At 66.7% G+C, this 19,284-nt stretch carries 19 protein-coding genes; 11 read left to right on the top strand and 8 right to left on the bottom strand.

Translation table 11 applies throughout. From position 1 onward, the window contains the following. Positions 1-36: 36 nt before the first annotated feature. Positions 37-669 (bottom strand): helix-turn-helix transcriptional regulator, encoded by a 633-nt coding sequence (locus ABUA37_RS04180; protein ID WP_349897853.1) that lies wholly within the window; start codon positions 667-669, stop codon positions 37-39. Between the two features lie 204 nt (positions 670-873). Here ABUA37_RS04180 and ABUA37_RS04175 point away from each other — a divergent pair, with 204 nt between their 5' ends. After that, complete coding sequence (locus ABUA37_RS04175; protein ID WP_349897888.1) at positions 874-2,163, top strand: aminotransferase class V-fold PLP-dependent enzyme; 1,290 nt, start codon at positions 874-876, stop codon at positions 2,161-2,163. Further along, the gene (gene sufU / locus ABUA37_RS04170) at positions 2,163-2,606 is read left to right on the top strand and encodes a Fe-S cluster assembly sulfur transfer protein SufU (protein ID WP_349897852.1); all 444 of its coding nucleotides are present in this window, start codon (positions 2,163-2,165) and stop codon (positions 2,604-2,606) included. The genes ABUA37_RS04175 and sufU overlap by 1 nt, the downstream gene beginning before the upstream one ends. A gap of 40 nt (positions 2,607-2,646) precedes the next feature. Here sufU and ABUA37_RS04165 read toward each other — a convergent pair whose 3' ends face one another. Continuing rightward, positions 2,647-4,098, bottom strand: a complete 1,452-nt coding sequence (locus tag ABUA37_RS04165) for an ATP-binding protein (protein WP_349897851.1) — start codon at positions 4,096-4,098, stop codon at positions 2,647-2,649. 48 nt (positions 4,099-4,146) lie between these two features. Beyond that, on the bottom strand, positions 4,147-4,884 hold the full coding sequence (locus ABUA37_RS04160; RefSeq protein WP_349897850.1) for an SDR family oxidoreductase: 738 nt from the start codon (positions 4,882-4,884) through the stop codon (positions 4,147-4,149). Between the two features lie 98 nt (positions 4,885-4,982). On the opposite strand from ABUA37_RS04160, the gene ABUA37_RS04155 reads away from it, so the two are divergent. After that, on the top strand, positions 4,983-5,447 hold the full coding sequence (locus tag ABUA37_RS04155) for a MarR family winged helix-turn-helix transcriptional regulator (protein WP_349897849.1): 465 nt from the start codon (positions 4,983-4,985) through the stop codon (positions 5,445-5,447). A gap of 8 nt (positions 5,448-5,455) precedes the next feature. Here the strand turns inward: ABUA37_RS04155 and ABUA37_RS04150 are convergent, their stop codons facing one another. After that, positions 5,456-6,241: an SDR family oxidoreductase gene (locus ABUA37_RS04150; protein ID WP_349897848.1), complete on the bottom strand. Its 786-nt coding sequence runs from the start codon at positions 6,239-6,241 to the stop codon at positions 5,456-5,458. Positions 6,242-6,337: 96 nt separating this feature from the next. On the opposite strand from ABUA37_RS04150, the gene ABUA37_RS04145 reads away from it, so the two are divergent. After that, complete coding sequence (locus ABUA37_RS04145; protein ID WP_349897847.1) at positions 6,338-6,982, top strand: TetR/AcrR family transcriptional regulator; 645 nt, start codon at positions 6,338-6,340, stop codon at positions 6,980-6,982. An 18-nt stretch (positions 6,983-7,000) separates the two neighbouring features. Here the strand turns inward: ABUA37_RS04145 and ABUA37_RS04140 are convergent, their stop codons facing one another. Beyond that, complete coding sequence (locus ABUA37_RS04140) at positions 7,001-8,257, bottom strand: MFS transporter (RefSeq protein ID WP_349897846.1); 1,257 nt, start codon at positions 8,255-8,257, stop codon at positions 7,001-7,003. Positions 8,258-8,413: 156 nt separating this feature from the next. Between ABUA37_RS04140 and ABUA37_RS04135 the strand changes: the two genes are divergently transcribed. The 4 genes from ABUA37_RS04135 (at position 8,414) to ABUA37_RS04120 (ending at position 14,364) form a co-directional block, all read left to right on the top strand. Then, on the top strand, positions 8,414-9,472 hold the full coding sequence (locus ABUA37_RS04135) for a tellurite resistance/C4-dicarboxylate transporter family protein (protein ID WP_349897845.1): 1,059 nt from the start codon (positions 8,414-8,416) through the stop codon (positions 9,470-9,472). A gap of 425 nt (positions 9,473-9,897) precedes the next feature. After that, positions 9,898-11,655: an ABC transporter ATP-binding protein gene (locus ABUA37_RS04130; protein ID WP_349897887.1), complete on the top strand. Its 1,758-nt coding sequence runs from the start codon at positions 9,898-9,900 to the stop codon at positions 11,653-11,655. Next, positions 11,652-13,460 (top strand): ABC transporter ATP-binding protein, encoded by a 1,809-nt coding sequence (locus ABUA37_RS04125; RefSeq protein ID WP_349897844.1) that lies wholly within the window; start codon positions 11,652-11,654, stop codon positions 13,458-13,460. Before ABUA37_RS04130 ends, ABUA37_RS04125 begins: the two co-directional genes overlap by 4 nt. A 52-nt stretch (positions 13,461-13,512) precedes the next feature. After that, positions 13,513-14,364, top strand: coding sequence for an SMP-30/gluconolactonase/LRE family protein (locus tag ABUA37_RS04120; RefSeq protein WP_349897843.1), 852 nt, complete (start codon positions 13,513-13,515; stop codon positions 14,362-14,364). A gap of 27 nt (positions 14,365-14,391) precedes the next feature. On the opposite strand, the gene ABUA37_RS04115 is transcribed toward ABUA37_RS04120, so the two are convergent. Together ABUA37_RS04115 and ABUA37_RS04110 are read right to left on the bottom strand one after the other, a co-directional pair. Further along, positions 14,392-14,718, bottom strand: a complete 327-nt coding sequence (locus ABUA37_RS04115; RefSeq protein WP_349897842.1) for an MGMT family protein — start codon at positions 14,716-14,718, stop codon at positions 14,392-14,394. Between the two features lie 8 nt (positions 14,719-14,726). Then, entirely contained in the window at positions 14,727-15,185 is a 459-nt protein-coding gene (locus ABUA37_RS04110; protein WP_349897841.1) for a GNAT family N-acetyltransferase, read from the bottom strand. Positions 15,186-15,349: 164 nt separating this feature from the next. On the opposite strand from ABUA37_RS04110, the gene ABUA37_RS04105 reads away from it, so the two are divergent. The 3 genes from ABUA37_RS04105 (at position 15,350) to ABUA37_RS04095 (ending at position 18,487) form a co-directional block, all read left to right on the top strand. Next, positions 15,350-16,564, top strand: a complete 1,215-nt coding sequence (locus ABUA37_RS04105) for an NADP-dependent isocitrate dehydrogenase (RefSeq protein ID WP_349897840.1) — start codon at positions 15,350-15,352, stop codon at positions 16,562-16,564. 110 nt (positions 16,565-16,674) lie between these two features. Beyond that, a complete protein-coding gene (locus ABUA37_RS04100) occupies positions 16,675-17,640 on the top strand; it encodes a malate dehydrogenase (RefSeq protein ID WP_349897839.1) in 966 nt (321 codons plus the stop codon). Between the two features lie 7 nt (positions 17,641-17,647). After that, positions 17,648-18,487 (top strand): NAD-dependent epimerase/dehydratase family protein, encoded by an 840-nt coding sequence (locus tag ABUA37_RS04095; RefSeq protein WP_349897838.1) that lies wholly within the window; start codon positions 17,648-17,650, stop codon positions 18,485-18,487. A 55-nt stretch (positions 18,488-18,542) separates the two neighbouring features. On the opposite strand, the gene ABUA37_RS04090 is transcribed toward ABUA37_RS04095, so the two are convergent. After that, complete coding sequence (locus ABUA37_RS04090; RefSeq protein ID WP_349897837.1) at positions 18,543-19,202, bottom strand: HAD family hydrolase; 660 nt, start codon at positions 19,200-19,202, stop codon at positions 18,543-18,545. Between the last annotated feature and the right edge of the window lie 82 nt (positions 19,203-19,284).

The following is a 19,284-nucleotide window of genomic DNA, read 5'->3' as shown; positions in this document are numbered from 1 at the left end:
AAGGGCATGCGCGGCAATGACAAAACACCGTGAAAATTAGATGCGAACCGGTATTCCTTCTTCATCGTTGCGGCGCAGATCGACCGAACATCCGTCGTCCGGATCCAGGCGGTTGAGCTTCGCCGTCTCCAGCGGTCCGTCGACCCGTCGGAGTGCGGTGCCGACCAGGTGGAAGTGCACCTGGCATACCTCGGGGTGTTCGCGCGCGAGCGCCTCGACGGGGCACTCGTAGATATGCACGCAGAGGTTCTTTTTGTCGACCGTGGTGTCGAATCCGCACTGGTCCATGTGGTCTTCGACCATATCGACCTGGCGATCGGCGGCGGTGCGCTCCTCGGCTCCCTCGGCGCCCGGGAAGAGCCGGTTGAGCTGCTCGACCCGCTGCAGCGCCGCGTTGATCTTCGCTGCCTGCACCGGATCGTTGCGGTTTTCGGCGAGCGCGTAGACAACCTTGGGTCGACCGCGTGAGGTGTTTCGCAGTGGGCGCGAGACGGCGAACCCGTCTTCGATCAGTCGGTGCAGATGCTCGCGCGCGGTATTCGTATGCAGGTCGGCCTCTGCGGCGAGTTCTTCGACGGTCAGTGAACCGTGCTGCAGCAAGGCATACAGCAGCTTGACTCGACTGAGCGATGCCAGCGTCCGGAGATCTGGCGGTCGGCGCGATCCCATGGCTCGATCGTATGGTGCCGGGCTCGGTAAAGCCATGCCGAGTTCGAATGGGGTACAACGATCGGTCCACTCCGCGCGCGAGCGGCCGGTGAGTGCACAATGGAGAGTGTCGACTGCGCTACGGCAGCGGCGAAAAGAAGGATTCTCTTGTCCGCGATTGCAGCCGCCGCCGAATCGCCTGGAGTCGGTGCATCGACTCCGTCGCTGCTCGAGGAGGCGCAGCCGCTCGACGATGCGGAGGTCGCGCGTCTCCGCGCGGACTTCCCGGGCCTCGCGGAAGTCGTCAACGGCGAGCCGCTCAGCTACCTCGACTCGGCCGCTACCACGCAGCGGCCGCGGCAGGTTCTCGACGCCGAGAGAGAGTTTCTCGAGCACAGCAACGCCGCCGTGCACAGGGGCGCGCACACCCTCGCCGGCCTCGCGACCGAGGCGTTCGAGGATGCGCGGGCGGCAGTCGCGGGCTTCGTGGGTGCGGGTGAGGACGAGATCGTCTGGACCGCGAACGCCAGCGATGCCCTGAACCTGGTCGCCTACGGCATCCGCAATGCGAGTCATGGTCGGGGCGGCTCGGCCGCTCGCCGCTTCGCCCTTGTGCCGGGCGATGAAATCGTGGTGACCGAGGCGGAGCACCACGCCAACCTCGTGCCGTGGCAGGAGCTCGCCGCGACCACGGGTGCCGTGCTGCGATTCGTTCCCGTCGACGACGATGGCGTGTACGACGCGGATGCCGCCGCGGCCGTCATCACCGACAGGACGCGCATCGTGGCGTTCGCGCACGTGTCGAACGTCACCGGATTCGTGGCCCCGGTCGCCGAGATCGTCGCCCTCGCGCACGTACGCGGCGCGCTGGTGGTGTTGGACGTCTGCCAGTCCGCGCCACACCGCACCCTCGACCTGCGCGCGCTCGACGTCGACTTCGCCGCGTTCTCCGGGCACAAGATGCTCGGCCCCACCGGCATCGGCGCGCTCTACGGTCGTGCCAAGCTGCTGAACGCGCTGCCACCGTTCCGCACCGGCGGATCGATGATCGAGACCGTCACCATGGAGTCGGCCGACTTCATGCCGGCGCCGCAGCGCTTCGAGGCGGGCACCCAGCCGGTCTCCCAGGCCGTGGCGCTCGCCGAGGCGGTGCGCTACCTGCAGCGGGTGGGGCTGGACCGCATCGAGGCGCGCGAGCAATTCCTTGCCCAACGGATGCTGCGCGGACTCGCCGAGATTCCCGGCATCCGTATCGTCGGACCGCCCCCCGGCACGGCCCGCGCGGGTCTCGTGAGCTTCGACGTCGCCGGGGTGCACGCGCACGACGTCGGCCAGTTTCTGGATGCGCGCGGCATCGCCGTGCGGGTCGGTCACCACTGCGCCCAACCGCTGCACCGCCGCCTGGGGCTGACCGCGACGACGCGCGCGAGCGCATACCTGTACACGAGTCTCGACGACGTCGACCGCTTCATCGACTCCGTCGGAGACGTGCGCGGCTACTTCGGGGAGGCGTGATGGCCGACTCGCTCGATGGTCTCTACCAGCAGCACATCCTCGATCACTCGAAGCTGCGCAAGGGCTACGGCACGGTAGACAACGCGGCGGCCGAGCGCTTCGAGCGCAACCCCACCTGCGGCGACGAACTCACCATGCAGCTCGTGCTCGAGCCGGGTTCCGATCGCATCGCGGCACTCGCCTGGCACGGCTCCGGATGCAGCATCTCACAGGCTTCGGCATCCGTGCTGAGCGAGCTCGCACCCGGACTGACCACGGCACAGATGCAGGAGAAGATCGACACCTTCCGCACCATGATGCGCTCCCGCGGCGAGGGGGAGGCCGACGAAGACATCCTCGGTGACGCGGTCGTGTTTCACGGCGTCTCGAGATACGTGATGCGGGTCAAGTGCGCGATGCTCGCCTGGGTCGGCGTCGAGGGGTGCATCGCCGACGTGGCGTGAACTCAGGTGTCTTTGACGCATATGACGCGGGGCCCGGTCGTCAGGAAAGCGGAGTGTAGGCAACCCAGCCGAAGCTCGAAGAGTCCCCGCCCTCCTGCCGACCGGTGGTGTCCTCGGATTCGGCGCCGAGCATCCGTCGGGTGAGGTGCTGCCGAGCGCTCATGAGTTCGGTGAGTGCGGCCACCAGGTGCGCGTCTGCCACCTCTTCGCCTTGGGCCGCAGCGCGCAGGACACTTCGTCGGATCAGTTCCTTTGCGAATGATCCCGTGACACCCTCAGTGCTGGCGGCGGCCTGAGAGAGCGCTTCATCGCTGAAGCCGAGTCCGTGCGAATAGTGGCGGAAGAGCCGCTCGCGTTCGACGCTGCTGGGGAGCGGAACTTCGACAGCCAGATCGACACGTCCGGGGCGTTCTGCGAGCGCCTTCTCCAGAACATCAACACGGTTCGTGGTCATCAGGAAGACGACATCCGCGTCACCGTCGAGACCGTCGAGACCGTCCAGTGCTTCGAGAACCTCGAACAGGAGCGGTTGCGGCGATGAATGGCGTTCCATTGCGACGAGGTCGATGTCTTCGAGGACGACGATCGATGGTTGGAACGTGCGAGCGATCTCGGCCGCGGCGCTGATGAATCGGATGCTGGACCCGGTGAGCAGCACGGCCGTCGTGCCAGCCGTGCTGGCCAGCAGGTGCCGCACGGTGAGCGTCTTACCTGTGCCAGGAGGACCGTACAGCAGTACACCACGTTTGAGGTGCTGGCCCGCGTCCCGCAGCAGGTCGCGATGCTCACCAATTCCGACCACGTGCCGCTCGATCTCCTCCAGCACGCCGTTGGGGAGGATGACGTCGGAAGCGACTACATCCGGGCGCGGAAGAAACGTCGTTCCCGCGTCGCCGCGACCGAACTCCGTCGGGGTGAAAGAGAGCACTTGCCCACGCAAGATGCTCTGCTCGACCATCAACGATCGCACGGCGCCCAGGAACGACGACACGACCTCTGGATCCGCGCACATCACCTCGAGTACGGCGGACGGGCGTCCCATCTGAGCGGAAGCGGCACGCTGCGTGAGCGCAATCGGATGCCCCTGATGCGAGAGGAGTCGAAGGCCCATCGAGACGACCCGGCGGCTCGTCGATGGCCCGGTCGCCCGTTCGATGTAATCGACTGCCCCGGGCGTGAAGCGCGTGTGTGGATTGCTGACCAGTTCGGCCATGCTGCTGTGCAGTCGCTGCTCGCTGCCGCTGACGCCTACGAGCCGACCACCCACAACCGACGAGAGCCGTTCCAGTGCGATGTCTGCATCAACCAGGCGATGGTCGACAATCAGTTCTTGCACGACGGCGATTTCTGCGGCATCCGCCCCGAGGTGATCACTGATCAGGTCACCCAACGGCGTGCGCGTCGAACGCAGTTCCTGCTGCTGTAGCCCGTTCACGTTCTCGAGGTAGCGCGCAACCGCGCGCATCAGGTCCCGGTCCTCGTCGTCCACCATGACTCCTCCACCCGTCGAATTCGTACCGTATCAGGTGAGGGATCCCCATTAGCGCGCCGGAGCCGCGAGTGAGGAGAGGGCAGTCTGCACCTCATCCCGGTCGTGCAGGGCGATGGACGAGCTCGGCGCTGTGCCGGCCGAGATCGCGACCGCGACCGAACCGACATCCTTCGCCTCGACGGCACCCTCGGCGTGACGGGTGGTGACGGGTCCGAGCACCAGGGAGAACACCCGACGCGATGCACCGCTCTCGGCTGCGGCAACGCGCTGCATCATCAGCAGCGCGGCCTGCTCCATGCTCACCAGTCCGCTGCCCGGCACCGGCCACGACGAGGAGTCGCCGACGATCACCGTGTAGGCGCCCGCATCCGTCAGCCGGGGTAGTGCCGCGCGCAGTACCGCCATGTGCGTGGTGGCAAGCCCGGTGAACGCGGATTCCCAGTCCTGTTCGGTGATCTCGGCGAGGGTGCGACCCTGCCACCAGCCGCCGATCGGCGCGACCACGGAGTCCAGGCCACCGCGGAACTGCACGACCTGTTCGACGAGGTCCTGCGCGCCCGCGAAGCTCGTGTAGTCGTGCACCACGAGGTGCAGGTGCTCGTCCGCTGCGTCACCCAGCACCGCGCGGAACTCTGTTGACCGCTCCTCGGAGCGGGCCGGCACGATCACCTCGGCGCCCGCCAGGAGGAACGCTCGCACGACGCCCTCGCCGACCGCGCCCGTGCCGCCCGGCACCAGAACCCGGTGCCCCGTCAGATCCGGTGCCGTCCATGTTGTGTCATTCATCAGGTCTCTCAATCGTGTCATATCGTTGGTCCCACCAACGTTGTTAGAGCCAACGATAACACCTATTCGTTGGCCTGAACAACGGTTAGGATGACGGCGTGACAGAAAACGAATCGAGCGGGCACCCGGCGCCACCCGCTCGACTGCGGGCATTGCTCAGCTGGCAGGCGCATCGCGTGAGCGTCCTGGGTTCCCGGCTCACCGGCACGCGGCTGCCCGCGACCGGGCGTGCCGACTTCGCGGTGCTCGCGGCGCTCGAGGAAGGTGGTCCCCTCAGCCAGGCCGACCTCGGCCGGCAACTCGGACTGGACCGCAACACCATCAACGGCATCGCGACCCGCCTCGACGACGCAGGCCACATCGCTCGTGCGGCCGACTCCACCGACCGCCGCCGCAAGACGGTCGCGATCACCGCGCGCGGGCGGCGCTACCTCGATGAGCTGCAGGCCGCGACGGATGCCGTGCAGGCGGAACTCGCAGCGCCCCTGTCGGCGACAGAGGCGGCCCAGTTGCAGGCGCTCCTGGGCAGGATCCTCGACGCACACCCCGGCCTGCCGAGCTAGCGTTCCCGCTAGATGGTCTTCGAGACGCCGGAGTCGACGACCCAGTTGGCCCCGTGGACGCTGGCGGCGAGCGGCGAGACGAGATAGGCGATCGTGGTCGCGATCTCGCGCGGCTCGATGAAGCGGCCGGTGAGCATCCCCATCTGCGAGGGAAGAGCGGCGATCAGCTCCTCCTGGGTCAGATTCATGGCCTTCGCGAGATCCGCGCCAAAGCTCTGCTCTCCCTCCCACAGGGCGGTGCGAGTCGATGCCGGTGACACGGTGTTGAACCGCACGCCCCGTGGTCCGAACTCCTCGGACAGGCCCTTGGTCACCGCGTTGAGTGCCGCTTTCGCGGCCCCGTATGGCAGCGGTGCGGTCTGCGGTCGGCGAGCGCTGTCGGACGAGACGTTCACGACGGCGCCGCGTGATGCCAGCAGGGCGGGCAGCGCCGCCCGCGTCGTCCGGACGGCCGCGTAGAGGTTCAGGTCGAATGTGGATGACCACGCCTGATCCGCAAAATCGAGGAAGCCCGCTCCGGGAGCGCCCGAATCGCCTCCGCCGACATTGTTGACGAGAATGTCCAGCGATCCGACGACATCCAGCGCCTCTGCCACGATTCTGGCGGGGGCGTCCGGTTGCGACAGGTCGCCGACCAGGGCCACGGCACCGGTCGCGGCGAGGTCGGTGCTGACGGTGCGCGAGGCGGTCACGACGGTGACGCCCTCCTCCCGAAGCACCCGTACCACCTCCAGACCCATTCCCTTGCTCGCTCCGGTGACGAGTGCGGTCTTGCCCGAGAGTTGGAGATCCATGATGTCTTCTTTCGCTGAGGTCGGCACGGCGTCGACCGGTTAACTGAAACATCAATGACGCAGTTAAGTCAAGAAATGTGACGGTAGAATGCTGAGATGGCGAAAACTTCTCTTCCCACACCGCGGCCTCTTCGTGCCGACGCCGAAAACTCGATCGCGCGCATCCTCGAGGCGGCCGAGCAGGTTTTTTCCGCTGACCCCTCCGCGAGCCTCGAAGTCGTGGCGCGCGCTGCTGGTGTTGCGCGAACGACCGTTCACCGTCGGTTCTCCTCGCGGGACGAACTGCTCGATGCACTCGTCGACGCGGTCAACGCGAAGCTGCGTGAGGCCGTCGCGGGCGCGAACGTCGAAACGTCACCGCCTCTGGTCGCCCTGTACCAGCTGACCGTCGCGACCCTCGATCTCAAGGCGGACTGGCGCGCATCCTGGCAGTTCATCGATCTCGGCAGCGAGGGCGCGCGAGGCATCGCCGTCGACAACATCGTCGCCCTCGATTCGCTTCTCCAGCGCTCCCGCGACGTCGGACTACTGCGCCCCCGGGTCGACATTGGGTGGACACGCAACGTCTACATGGCTTTGATCCACGAGGCGGCGACCGCCCGGCCGGATGATGACTCCGCTTCCGAGTGGGCGAACCTCGTCATGCAGACCCTGCTGGGCGGCGTCGGCAATTCCGAGCTCGCGCTTGAGGCTCTTCTCGCCGCGTCGTCCGAGCGGAACAGGACGCCCGCGCAGACCTGAGCCAGGTCGGAGCTGTGTCTAGCGCCCCGCGGCTTCGCGTTCCAGCGCTGCCTTCTGCGCGGTAGAACGCACGACGGTGAGCGTCATCACGAGCGTGGCAACCGCAGCCGCCGACAGCAGCAGCAGGCCGATCGCGTAGGAGTTGGTTCGACCGTAGATGTCACCCATGATCAGCGGCGGCACGAAGCCACCGAGTCCACCCGCCGCGCCGACCAGCCCGGTGACGCCGCCGACCCTGGCGGGGTCGGTGACGCGCGCCACGAGGGCGAAGGTCGCGCCGCTGCCGGCTCCGAGCGCGGCCGCCATACCGAGGAAGGCAAGGGTTCCGATGTACTGAAGCAGCGGGGTGGAGGCGGCGATGGCCGAGCCGATGATGACGATCGCCTGGCCCGTGGCGAGCACGGGTATTGCGCCGAAGCGGTCCGAGAGCCAGCCGCCGACCGGACGCATGATGACAGCGACCACGACGAATCCGGCCATCTTGGCCGAGGCGTCACCCGGATCGAGCGAATAGGCGACCTTGAGATACGACGGCAGGTAGACGGAGAAGGCGACATAGCCGCCGAAGGAAACCGCGTAGAGGATGCAGGCCTGCCAGCTGATCGGCAGTCGCGCGTTCGCGATCACGCGGCCGACCATCGTTCCCTTGGGGGCGGTGCGCCCGGGGGCGTCACGAAGCACGAGCCAGGCGACGATCGAGAAGATGGCGAGCGCCACGGCGGTGATGATGAACGGCGCGCGGGTGTCGACGTTCTTGTACAGCGACACCGTCGTCAGCGCGCTGACGGCCGTGCCTCCCATGCCGGCGCCGAAGATGCCGACCGCCAGGCCGCGGCGTTCCGGCGGAAACCAGGCGTTCACGAACGGCACGCCCACGGCGAAGGTCGTTCCGCCGATACCGAGGAAGAATCCGCCCACGAGCAGCGCGCCGTAGGAGTTGAGCCCGAGGAGGCCGATGAACAGCACCGGGATGATCGTCACTGCCGACACGATCGAGAACATCACCCGGCCGCCGAAGCGGTCGGTCAGCGCGCCGACCGGGATGCGTCCGAGCGACCCGACGATCACGGGTACGGCGACGAGCAGTGCGACATCCGCCTCGGAGAGTTTGCCCAGGGTGCCGGTGGCCCGGAACAGCGGACCGAGCGGACTGAGCAGCGCCCAGGCCCAGAAGTTGACTGCGAACCCTGCCGTCGCCAGGGCGAGCATGCCGTAGGCACGTCGCAGCGATGGGGAAGTTCTTTCGACCTGTGTGCGCTCTTCGTGGGAGTCCATGTTGTCGCCTTCGTTGTTTGTGGCGAGCCTATTACGGGCGGTATCACGGGCGAGGGCCGAAAGTCCCGTGAGAATGGGGCATCGCCGGCACCTGCCGCGCATTTTTCACGGAGTCTCGCCCGGGGTGCGTCTCAAGCGAGCGGCTATCCTACGGGGGTGACCACAACCGCGCCGCAGCGCCTGGGGCAGTCCGTAAAGACGCTCACTCCCGGCTACTTCGCGGTGACGATGGCGAGCGGCATCATCTCGGTGGGCATGCGGCTCGAGGGCTTCGAACTCATCTCAATGCTTCTGCTCGTGGTCTGCGCGGCCTCCTTCGTGCTGCTGCTCGTGCTGAACGTCTGGCGGGCGCTGGCGCATCCGAGCGCGATTCGCGAGGACTTCATGGATCCGCGTCGCGCCTTCGGTTTCTTCACCTTCGTCGCCGGGGCGGATGTGCTCGGCGTTCGGCTCGATATCGCCGGGTACCCCGTGCTTACCGCGGTGCTGCTGCTCGTGGCCGGTGGGGTGTTCCTGGTAATCGGCTACGTCATCCCGTGGACGGCGGCGCTCAGCAAGCAGAAGCAGTCGGTCGTCGCGACGGCGAACGGCACCTGGTTCATCTGGGTCGTGGCCAGCCAGTCGATCGCGATCGTGGCGGCGACGCTCGAGACGACGGCCGGCGCTGGCCGCGCGATGTTCGCGCTCATCGCCGTGGTCGCCTGGTCGGTCGGTGTTCTGCTCTACGGTGCAACGGCCGTGTTCGTGGCGCTGCGCCTCATGCTGTATCCGTTCGGTCCGGAGGAGTTCACCCCGCCGTACTGGGTGACGATGGGCGCCCTCGCGATCACGGTGCTCGCCGGCGCACGCATCGTCGACATGGCGCAGGCCCCGATGGTGGCCGCTACGGGTCACCTGATCGCGGGCCTCTCCGTCGTGTTCTGGGGCATCGCGACCTGGCTCATCCCGCCGCTGATCGCCGCGGGGCTCTGGCGCCATGTCCTGCATCGCATCACGCTGCGCTACGAGGCGACGCTGTGGAGCATCATCTTTCCGCTCGGCATGTACGCGGTGGCGAGCCTGTCGATCGGCGCGACCGACAACCTGCCGATCGTGCTGTGGATCGGCAAGGTCGAGCTCTGGGTGGCCCTAGCCGCGTGGCTCGGCACCTTCGTCGCCATGACCTATCACGTGGTGCGCACCCTGATGCCGCCGCGAGCCGTCTCCGCGGAGTGACTCCCGCACGCTGAGCCGGCGTCTGCCGCACAGTCCGTGCTGCTCACACGTTGCGCCACGACTGCGTGCGGTCGTAAGCTACAAGGCTGCTCACTTCCCGCGAGGGAGGTTCGAGGTGGCCAAGAGTTGATGTCATACGTGCCCAGGAGGATTCCATGATCAAGACAACGTACGCACAGGCGAGCACCGTGTTCGTTGTCACGGTCGGCGTCCTTCCCCCGTTCGCACAGAGGTAGCTGCCGCGGGTTCGGCCCGCCCCTCGCGCTATCGCCCCTCCATCACCCGACTCCCACATTTTCATCTTCTCGACGCCCGCCGACCTCGGCGGCGCCATCCAATCGCAAGGAACACTCGTGTCTGCAGACCAGAAGAAGATCGGCACCTTCGCCGCGATCCTTCGCATCTACCCCTACGCCAAGCCGGCCATGCCGCGCATCTACCTGGGGATGGCGTCGGCGATGCTCGCCGCGATTGTGGCGCTCCTGATCCCGCAGGTGCTCGGCGCGCTCGTCGACGGCGCGCTCGGCAATGGGGACGCGAGCGAGATCTGGTGGCCTGTGGGCGTCGTGCTCGCGCTCGGCGTGACCGAGGCCGTGATGATCTGGTTCCGCCGCCAGTTCGTGCTCGTGCCCGGCACCCACGTCGAGTCCCGGATGCGCAACAGCCTCTACAACCAGCTGCAGGATCTGCCGGTCGCCTTCCACGACCGCTGGCCGAGCGGGCAGCTGCTCTCGCGCGCGATCAGTGACCTGAACCTCATCCGGCGCTGGATCTCGTTCGGCATCGTGCTGCTCGTCGTCAACGTGCTCACCATCTTCGTGGGCTTCGCCCTGCTGCTGCGCATCAACTGGATGCTCGGCGTCGCCTTCATGATCTGCTCGATCCCGCTGTGGATCTACGGCTACTTCTTCGAGAACAGGTACTCGATCGTGGCCAGGCGCAGCCAGGACCAGGCCGGCGACCTCGCGACCTCTGTGGAGGAGGCGGTGCACGGCATCCGGGTTCTGAAGGCCTTCGGTCGTGGCAAGTACGCGCTCAAGAACTTCGCCTCGCAGGCGGAGGACCTGCGCGGTACCGAGCTCGAGAAGGCCCGCACCATAGCCAACATCTGGCTGTGGCTGCTGCTCGTGCCCGACGTGACCTTCGCCATCTGCCTGCTCGGCGGGGTGTGGCTCGCCTCCCTCGGGCAGGTCACGGTGGGCGAGCTCGTCGCCTTCTTCGCGACCGCGACCGTGTTGCGCTGGCCCGTGGAATCGATCGGATTCCTGCTGTCGATGACCGTCGACACGCGCACCGCGGCCGACCGCTTCTTCGAGGTGCTGGATGCGCCGAACACGATCACCGATCCCGAGCATCCGAAGACCATCGCGCAGCCCGAGGGCAGGCTCGTCTTCGCCGACGTGCACTTCCGCTACGAAGACTCGCCCGCCCAGTATCCCGACCTGCTCGACGGCGTGGACCTCGAGCTCGTGCCGGGGGAGACGATGGCGCTGGTCGGGCTCACCGGATCGGGCAAGTCCACGCTCACGGCCCTCACCGGGCGGCTGTACGACGTCACAGGCGGAGCGATCTCGCTCGACGGCGTCGACATCCGTGAGTTGACTCGCAGCGAGTTGCGCAGCCATCTCGCCATGGCGTTCGAAGACGCCACGCTGTTCTCGGCCTCGGTGCGCGACAACGTGCTGCTCGGGCGCCCGGAGTCGACGGATGCCGAACTCGCCGAGGCGCTCGACATCGCGCAGGCGGGCTTCGTCTACGAGCTGCCCGAGGGGCTGGACACGAAGGTCGGCGAAGAGGGGCTCAGCCTTTCCGGCGGCCAGCGGCAACGACTCGCACTGGCCCGCGCCATCGCGGCGAAGCCCTCGGTGCTCGTGCTCGACGACCCGCTCTCAGCGCTCGACGTGGACACCGAGGCGCTCGTCGAGGCGGCGCTGCGCCGCGTGCTCGCATCGACCACCGCGCTCATCGTGGCGCACCGCCCATCCACCGTGATGCTGGCCGACCGCGTCGCGCTGCTCGAGGGCGGGCGCATCACCGCCGTGGGTCGCCACAGTGAACTGCTCGCCTCGAGCGAGCACTACCGCTTCGTGATCTCGAGTCTCGAAGACGAACGCAAACGCGAAGACAGGCGCGACGAGAGGCGCGATCAAGACGACCGCGAACTGAGGGAGGCATCGCTATGAGTGTGATCGGCGTTGAGGGTGAAGAGCGCGAGAACCTCACGAGAGCGGAAAGCAGGCAGATCCGCGAGCGTTCTCTCCGGCTGCTCGGGTCGCTGCTGCGACCCCTCTGGGCGAGAGTGACGATCACGATCGCCGTGGTCGTGCTGAGCACGGGCGCGCAGGTCGTGGGCCCCGCGCTCATCGCCTACGGCATCGACACGGGCCTGCCCGCCCTGCTGAAACGCCAGGACTGGATGCCGCTCGGCCTCGCCGTGGCGGCGTACCTCGTCGCCGGCATCCTGGGCGCAGTGCTCATCGCGCAGTACACGGTGTTCACCGCGCGCATCAGCCAGGCCATCCTGATCGAGCTACGCAAGCGGATGTTCCTGCACACCCAGAAGCTGAGCCTCGAGTTCCATGAGAGCTACACCTCCGGTCGCATCATCGCGAGGCAGACAAGCGACCTCGACTCGATTCGCGAACTGCTCGATTCCGGCATCAACCAGCTCGTGCAGGGCGGCCTGTACATGGCGTTCATCGCTATCGCGCTGTTCTCGCTCGACGGCCTGAGCGGACTCATCCTGTTCGCCTCGCTCGTGCCGCTGCTCGTGCTCGGTCGCTGGTTCCAGCTGCGCTCGCAGAAGCTGTTCCGGCTGACGCGCGTGACCTCGGCGAAGGTGATCGTGCACTTCGTCGAGACCATGACGGGCATCCGTGCGGTGAAGGCCTTCCGCAAGGAGAAGCGCAATGAGAAGGAGTTCGGCGACCTCGTCGAGGACTACCGCTCGGCGAACTCACGAGTGCTCAACCTGTTCGGCGTCTTCGATCCCGGGCTCGTGCTGATCGGCAACGTGACCCTCGCGGTGGTGCTGCTCGTCGGTGGCCTGCGGGTGGCGAACGGTGAACTCGCGATCGGCGTGCTGCTCGCGGCCCTGCTCTACACGCGGTCGTTTTATGCGCCCGCCGAGGAGATGGCGATGTTCTACAACTCCTACCAGTCGGCGGCGGCGGCGCTCGAGAAGATTTCGGGCGTGCTCGAGGAGGAGCCCACGGTTCCCGACCCGATTCGCCCGATCGACCTGTGGCAGGCGAAGGGAGACGTGGACTTTCGGGACGTGCGGTTCGCCTATCAGCAGGACCGCGTCATCCTGCCCCGGTTCGACCTCTCGATCCCGGCGGGGCAGACCATCGCGCTCGTCGGCTCGACCGGTGCGGGCAAGTCGACGCTCGCGAAGCTCATGTCGCGGTTCTACGATCCGACGGATGGTGTGGTCACCCTCGACGGGATCGACCTGCGCCAGCTGCACCCGAAGGACCTGCGGCGCGCGATCGTCATGGTCACCCAGGAGGCGTACCTGTTCTCGGGCACGGTCAGCGACAACATCGCCCTCGGCAAGCCCGAGGCGAGCAGCCAGGAGATCGTGGCGGCGGCGAAGGCGGTGGGCGCGCACGAGTTCATTGAGTCGCTGCCCGACGGCTATGACACCGACGTGAACAAGCGCGGCGGCAGGGTCTCCGCGGGCCAGAGGCAGCTGATCTCGTTCGCGCGCGCCTTCCTCGCCGACCCGGTCGTGCTCATCCTCGATGAGGCCACCGCCTCGCTCGACATCCCGAGCGAGCGACTCGTGCAGGAGGGCCTGCAGACGCTGCTCGCCGATCGCACGGCCGTGATCATCGCGCATCGACTCTCGACGGTCGCGATCGCCGACCGGGTGCTCGTGATGGAGCACGGAAAGATCGTGGAGGACGGCACCCCAGACGACCTGATCGCGGGCACCGGGCGATTCTCGAAGTTGCACGCCGCCTGGCGCGAATCCCTCGTGTAACGTTCCAGAGTCGGCCGAGCGGTTCGATGGATCCAGCCGAGGAGGCCGAGCAGTGGTGAAGGCGGTGCAACTGACCGATCCGCTGGCCTTTCACGGGGAGGGTCCGTCGTGGAGTGCGAGCTGGGGCGGCCTGCGCTGGGTCGACATGCTCGCCGGCGACGTGCTCACCCTCGCTGCGGACGGCGCAGTGCGGCGGCAGCACGTGGGCACGATCGCCGCGATGATCAGGCCGCGCACGGCGGGCGGCGCGATCGTCGCTCGTGAACACGACTTTGCGATCCTGCACGACTCCGGCGAGGTCGAACCGCTCGTGAGCGTGCTCAACGATCCCGCCGTGCGCTTCAACGAGGGCGGCTGCGACCCCCAGGGCCGCCTGTACTGCGGCACGATGCGCTACGACGCGGCAGAGGGCGGGGGCAAGGTCTACCGTCTCGAACTTGACCACAGCGTGACCGTGGCGCTCTCACCCGTCACGATCTCGAACGGGCTGCAGTTCGCGGCGTCGGGCGACTTCGCCTACTACGTCGACACTCCGACGAATCGGGTCGACCGCCTCGAATACGACCCCGATCGCGGCTTCGTCGCCCGGTCTGTCTTCGCCGAGGTTCCCGAGGATGCCGGCTACCCGGACGGCATCGCCCTCGATGTCGACGGCGGAGTCTGGGTCGCGATCGCGCGGGCATCCGCTGTGCACCGCTACGACAGCAGCGGCCGCCTCGACCAGGTGGTGCAGCTGCCCGTCAGTAACGTCACCGCGTGTGCGTTCGGCGGCGACGATCTGAAGACGCTGTACATCACGACCTCGCGCGAGGGTATCGCGGCCGACGCCGAGCCGGAAGCCGGCGCAGTCTTCAGCTGCGACGCCGGGGTCGAGGGTCTCTCGACCGGTGCCTACGCCGGCTGAGCAACGAGCGGCCGAGCAGCGAGCGGTTTAGGGCCACCAGCGCGCGAGTCGCAGGTTCACGCGATAGTCGCCGGATGCCGGCACCAGCAGCGGCGTGCCCTCGGCCTCATAGTGTTCCCGCGCCCGATTCTCGTGGCACAGCGGCGGATGTCCGCTCGAGCGCACCACGCGCCACCACGGCACGCCGTCGCCGTAGCGCGCCATCACCTGGCCCACCGCGCGAGGCGCGCGCGAGCCGATCGCGGCCGCGACGTCTCCGTAGGCCATGACCCGGCCATCCGGAATCGACTCGACGACCTCGAGTACGCGCGAGACGAAGTCGTCGGGCGGCTGGGTGACCGTGGGCGCGCTCATGGGAGTGTTCAGGGAAGCTGGATGGCGCCGATCTTCTCGCCGTATCGGGTCTCTTCGACCACGGCGAAGCCCACGCGAAGGAAGAACTCCTCCGGGCCGTCTTCGCCCGGTTCCCAGATGACGGTGAGCCGATCGAAGCCGCGCTTCTTCGCTTCCGTGGCCGCGGCGAGCACGGCAAAGCGGCCAACGCCCTTGCCCTGCGTGTTCGCGGCGACGTTCATGCGCCAGATGCAGCTGCGGAACTCTTCCTCGTGTGCATCCGGGTCGAAATTGGCCATGATGAAGGCGACGACGGTGTCTTCTGCGTCGACCACGACGCGTGACCAGTTGTTGCCCGGATCGAGGAATGGGCCGGCCATGGCGTAGGAGACGGGTTCGATGAAATGTTCCTGGCCGGGCTTCAGAGACAGGGCGTTCGCCTCAACGATATTTTTCGCCGACAGTTCTTCGAGTCTCAAGTCGCCCATGGAGACAGGCTAACCCCCTCCACCGATCTGGGCATAGCGGTATTCACCCAGGACGGCAATTTATCTTGATGTCAAGATACTTTGGCGCTTCTTGTAAGATTGACGTCGGCCCCAGCGGAGGCGTGGAGGCGCCTCAGCGAAGGCATAACGAGAGGAACAGTCCCGTGGCGAAGATCAAGGTAGAGGGAACCGTCGTCGAACTCGATGGCGACGAGATGACCCGCATCATCTGGCAGAAGATCAAGGACACCCTGATCCACCCGTATCTCGACATCAACCTCGAGTACTACGACCTCGGCATCGAGCACCGTGACGAGACCGACGACCAGGTCACCATCGACGCGGCTCACGCCATCCAGAAGCACGGTGTCGGCGTCAAGTGCGCCACCATCACGCCCGACGAGGCGCGCGTCGCAGAGTTCGGCCTGAAGAAGATGTGGAAGTCTCCGAACGGCACCATCCGCAACATCCTCGGCGGCGTCATCTTCCGCGAACCGATCATCATCTCCAACATCCCGCGCCTCGTTCCCGGCTGGAACAAGCCGATCATCATCGGTCGCCACGCCTTCGGCGACCAGTACAAGGCCACCGACTTCGTCTTCAAGGGTGCTGGCAAGCTCACCGTGCAGTTCACGCCGGATGACGGCTCGGAGCCGATCAAGCTCGACGTCTACGACGCACCGGATGACGGCATCGCGCAGGTGCAGTACAACCAGGATGCGTCGATCCGCGACTTCGCTCGCGCCTCGCTCAACTACGGCCTGAGCCGCAAGTATCCCGTGTACCTGTCGACGAAGAACACGATCCTCAAGGCCTACGACGGTCGCTTCAAGGACATCTTCCAGGAGATCTTCGACACCGAGTTCAAGGAGCGCTTCGACGCCGCCGGCCTCACCTACGAGCACCGCCTCATCGACGACATGGTGGCCTCCGCCATGAAGTGGGAGGGCGGCTACGTCTGGGCCTGCAAGAACTACGACGGCGACGTGCAGTCCGACACCGTTGCACAGGGCTTCGGCTCGCTCGGCCTCATGACCTCGGTGCTCTCCGTTCCGGATGGCAGCGTTGTCGAGGCGGAGGCCGCGCACGGTACGGTCACGCGCCACTACCGCCAGCACCAGGCAGGCAAGCCCACCTCCACCAACCCGATCGCGTCGATCTACGCCTGGACCCGTGGTCTCGCCCACCGGGCCAAGCTCGACGGCAACGAGGCGCTCGCCGAGTTCGCCGCGACGCTCGAGGATGTCGTGGTCACCTCCGTCGAGTCGGGCGCGATGACCAAGGACCTCGCGCTGCTCGTCGGCCCCGAGCAGAAGTGGCAGACCACCGAGGAGTTCCTCGACACGCTCGACAAGAACCTAGCAGCGCGCCTGGCCTAGTCGCGTTCCGCCCAGCGTGCCCGTTGGCGCCGAGCGTGCCCGTTCCTGCGGGCACCGTCGGCGCCAACGGGCACGTTCGGCGTGGGGACTGACGGCGTAGGGTCGAGAGCGTGAAGGTTACTGTCACCGGCGCGGCCGGTCAGATTGGGTACGCGCTCCTGTTTCGCATCGCCTCGGGCGCCATGCTCGGCGCCGATACTCCCGTGTCGCTGCGGTTGCTCGAGATCCCGCAGGCAGTCACGGCGGCCGAGGGTGTGGCGATGGAGCTCGACGACGGCGCGTTCCCACTGCTGCAGGGCGTCGACGTCTTCGATGATGCGGATGCCGCGTTCGAGGGCGCGAATGTCGCGCTGCTCGTGGGTTCCCGTCCGCGCACCGCAGGTATGGAGCGCGGTGACCTGCTCGCCGCGAACGGCGGAATCTTCGCGCCCCAGGGACGCGCCATTAATGCCGGAGCTGCCGACGACATCCGCGTTCTCGTAGTGGGAAACCCCGCAAACACGAACGCGCTGATCGCGGCTTCGCATGCTCCGGATGTACCTGCCTCGCGGTTCACGGCGATGACTCGTCTCGATCACAACCGCGCGCTCAGCCAACTCGCCCACAAGCTCGGTGCTCCGGTCTCCGACCTCACGCGGCTGACGATTTGGGGAAACCACTCCGCCACGCAATACCCCGACCTGTCGCACGCGCTGGTCGACGGGAAGCCGGTGGATGTTGCCCAGAGCTGGGTCGAAGAGCACTTCATTCCCACGGTGGCGAAGCGCGGTGCCGCGATCATCGAGGCGCGCGGATCATCGTCTGCGGCATCCGCTGCCAGTGCCGCGATCGATCACGTGCGCGACTGGGTGCACGGCACGGCGGAAGGGGACTGGACCTCCGCGGCGCTGCCGAGCGATGGCTCCTACGGTGTGCCAGAGGGGCTCGTCAGCTCGTTCCCGGTGACCTCCGTGAACGGCCAGTGGCAGATCGTGCCCGGGCTCGAGGTCAACGAATTCTCTCGCGCGCGGATCGATGCGTCAGTTGCCGAGCTGATCGAGGAGCGCGACGCGGTCACGGCTCTCGGCCTGCTCTGACAACGCGATGACCGTTCTGATAGCTGGCTGCGGCGACCTGGGTACCGAGGCAGGCCTCCGCTTCGTCGCGGCTGGACACCGGGTGGTGGGCTGGCGTCGAAACCCGCAGCATCTTCCCGCCGCAATCGAGGGGGTGGCGGTCGACCTCACCGCGACACTGCCCACTATTGCGGCTGACACCAGAATCGTCGTGATCGCGACGGCGGCCGGCGAGCGCTCCGAAGCAGGCTACCGCGCGGCCTACCTGGATGCGGCGGGCAAGGTACTCGACGCGCTCGATCGCGACGGCATCCGCGCCGATCGGGTACTCTACGTGTCGTCCACGGCGGTGTACGGCGATCAGGACGGCCTGGTTGATGAAGCCACGCCAGCCAGCCCCGCTACCGCGACCGCACGGGTGCTGCTCGAGACGGAGGAGCTGCTGCACTCGCGGCGGCCCGACGCGATCGTGCTGCGGCTGAGCGGCATCTACGGCCCCGGCCGCACCAGACTCATCGATCAGGTGAAGAGCGGAACAGCGCGAATCCCCAGCGTTGAGAACGTCACCAACCGCGTCCATCGAGACGATGCTGCAGAGGCGATCGTTTATCTCACGACCCGCGTGCAGAGTCCCGAGGCGCTGTATCTGGGCTCAGACAACGAACCCGTCGAGCTCGGCGAGGTGCTGAGTTTTCTTGCCACCGAAATGGGGCGAGAGCATCCGCCGATGGATGATGACACAGCGAGTGCTCTCACCAAACGCTGCAGCAATGCACTGCTGCGAGGAACGGGTTTCGAGTTCGCCTACCCGAGCTTTCGCGAGGGATACCGCGCAGTGCTCGCGGGTCATGGGTTGCGCCACCCCTAGCGAACGAGCGTTCTGGCACACGCTCACGGCAGAACGTACGAGTGTCTGGCTCATGTCATCCTGCGAGGGGACTGCTCTCGAGGTTGTCCACAAGGTGGGCGACGTCGTCATAGACGGCGACGGCTCCCGCCGCTCGGAGCTCCGCTTCCGATACACCGCCGCTTCGAACGCCAACGCACGCGACCCCCGCACGCTTGGCGGCCTCAACATCCCACACTGTGTCGCCGACCATAACAGCGTCCGCCGCCGAGGTGCCCGCTCGCGCGAGTGCGACTTCGACAATGTCGGGCGCGGGCTTCGCGGTACCGACATCACCTGAAGAAGTCACGACGTCGATCGCGTTCTCGATGCGAAGCGTCGCCCGAAGCGATTCCAGTTCGTCTTCGGGTGCAGACGTCGCGAGGACGACTTTTACGCCGCGCTCTGCAAGCACCCCAAGAAGTTCTCGTGTGCGCGCGAAAGGGCGAAGGCGACTCCGGTTTCGCCCGTAGTGCGTCGAGTGCAACTCGGACGCGCGTTCACGGTCGTTGTCAGACGCGTCGGGAATGAGAGCGTCCAGAAGCTTGTCGCTATCCATCCCGATGCTGCGGTGAATGCGCCACGCGGCGACGGGTCGCGCGATGCCGTCGAAGGCTCGAGACCACGCGTCCACGTGAAGGAAGTTGGAGTCCACGAGAGTTCCATCAATGTCGAAGAGCACTGCCGCTAGGGTCATCCTTCTAGCTAAAGCGCACTAGGTGCGCCTGGCAAGGGGTTGCGTACGAGCGAGAACGGACGCAAGCTCAATACGGATAGCT

The organism is Parafrigoribacterium soli (genome assembly GCF_040227235.1).
GTDB classification, from domain to species: Bacteria; Actinomycetota; Actinomycetes; order Actinomycetales; family Microbacteriaceae; genus Parafrigoribacterium_A; species Parafrigoribacterium_A soli.
The sequence above is the reverse complement of the archived record's forward strand: the minus strand, read 5'-3'. Positions and strand labels throughout refer to the sequence as shown.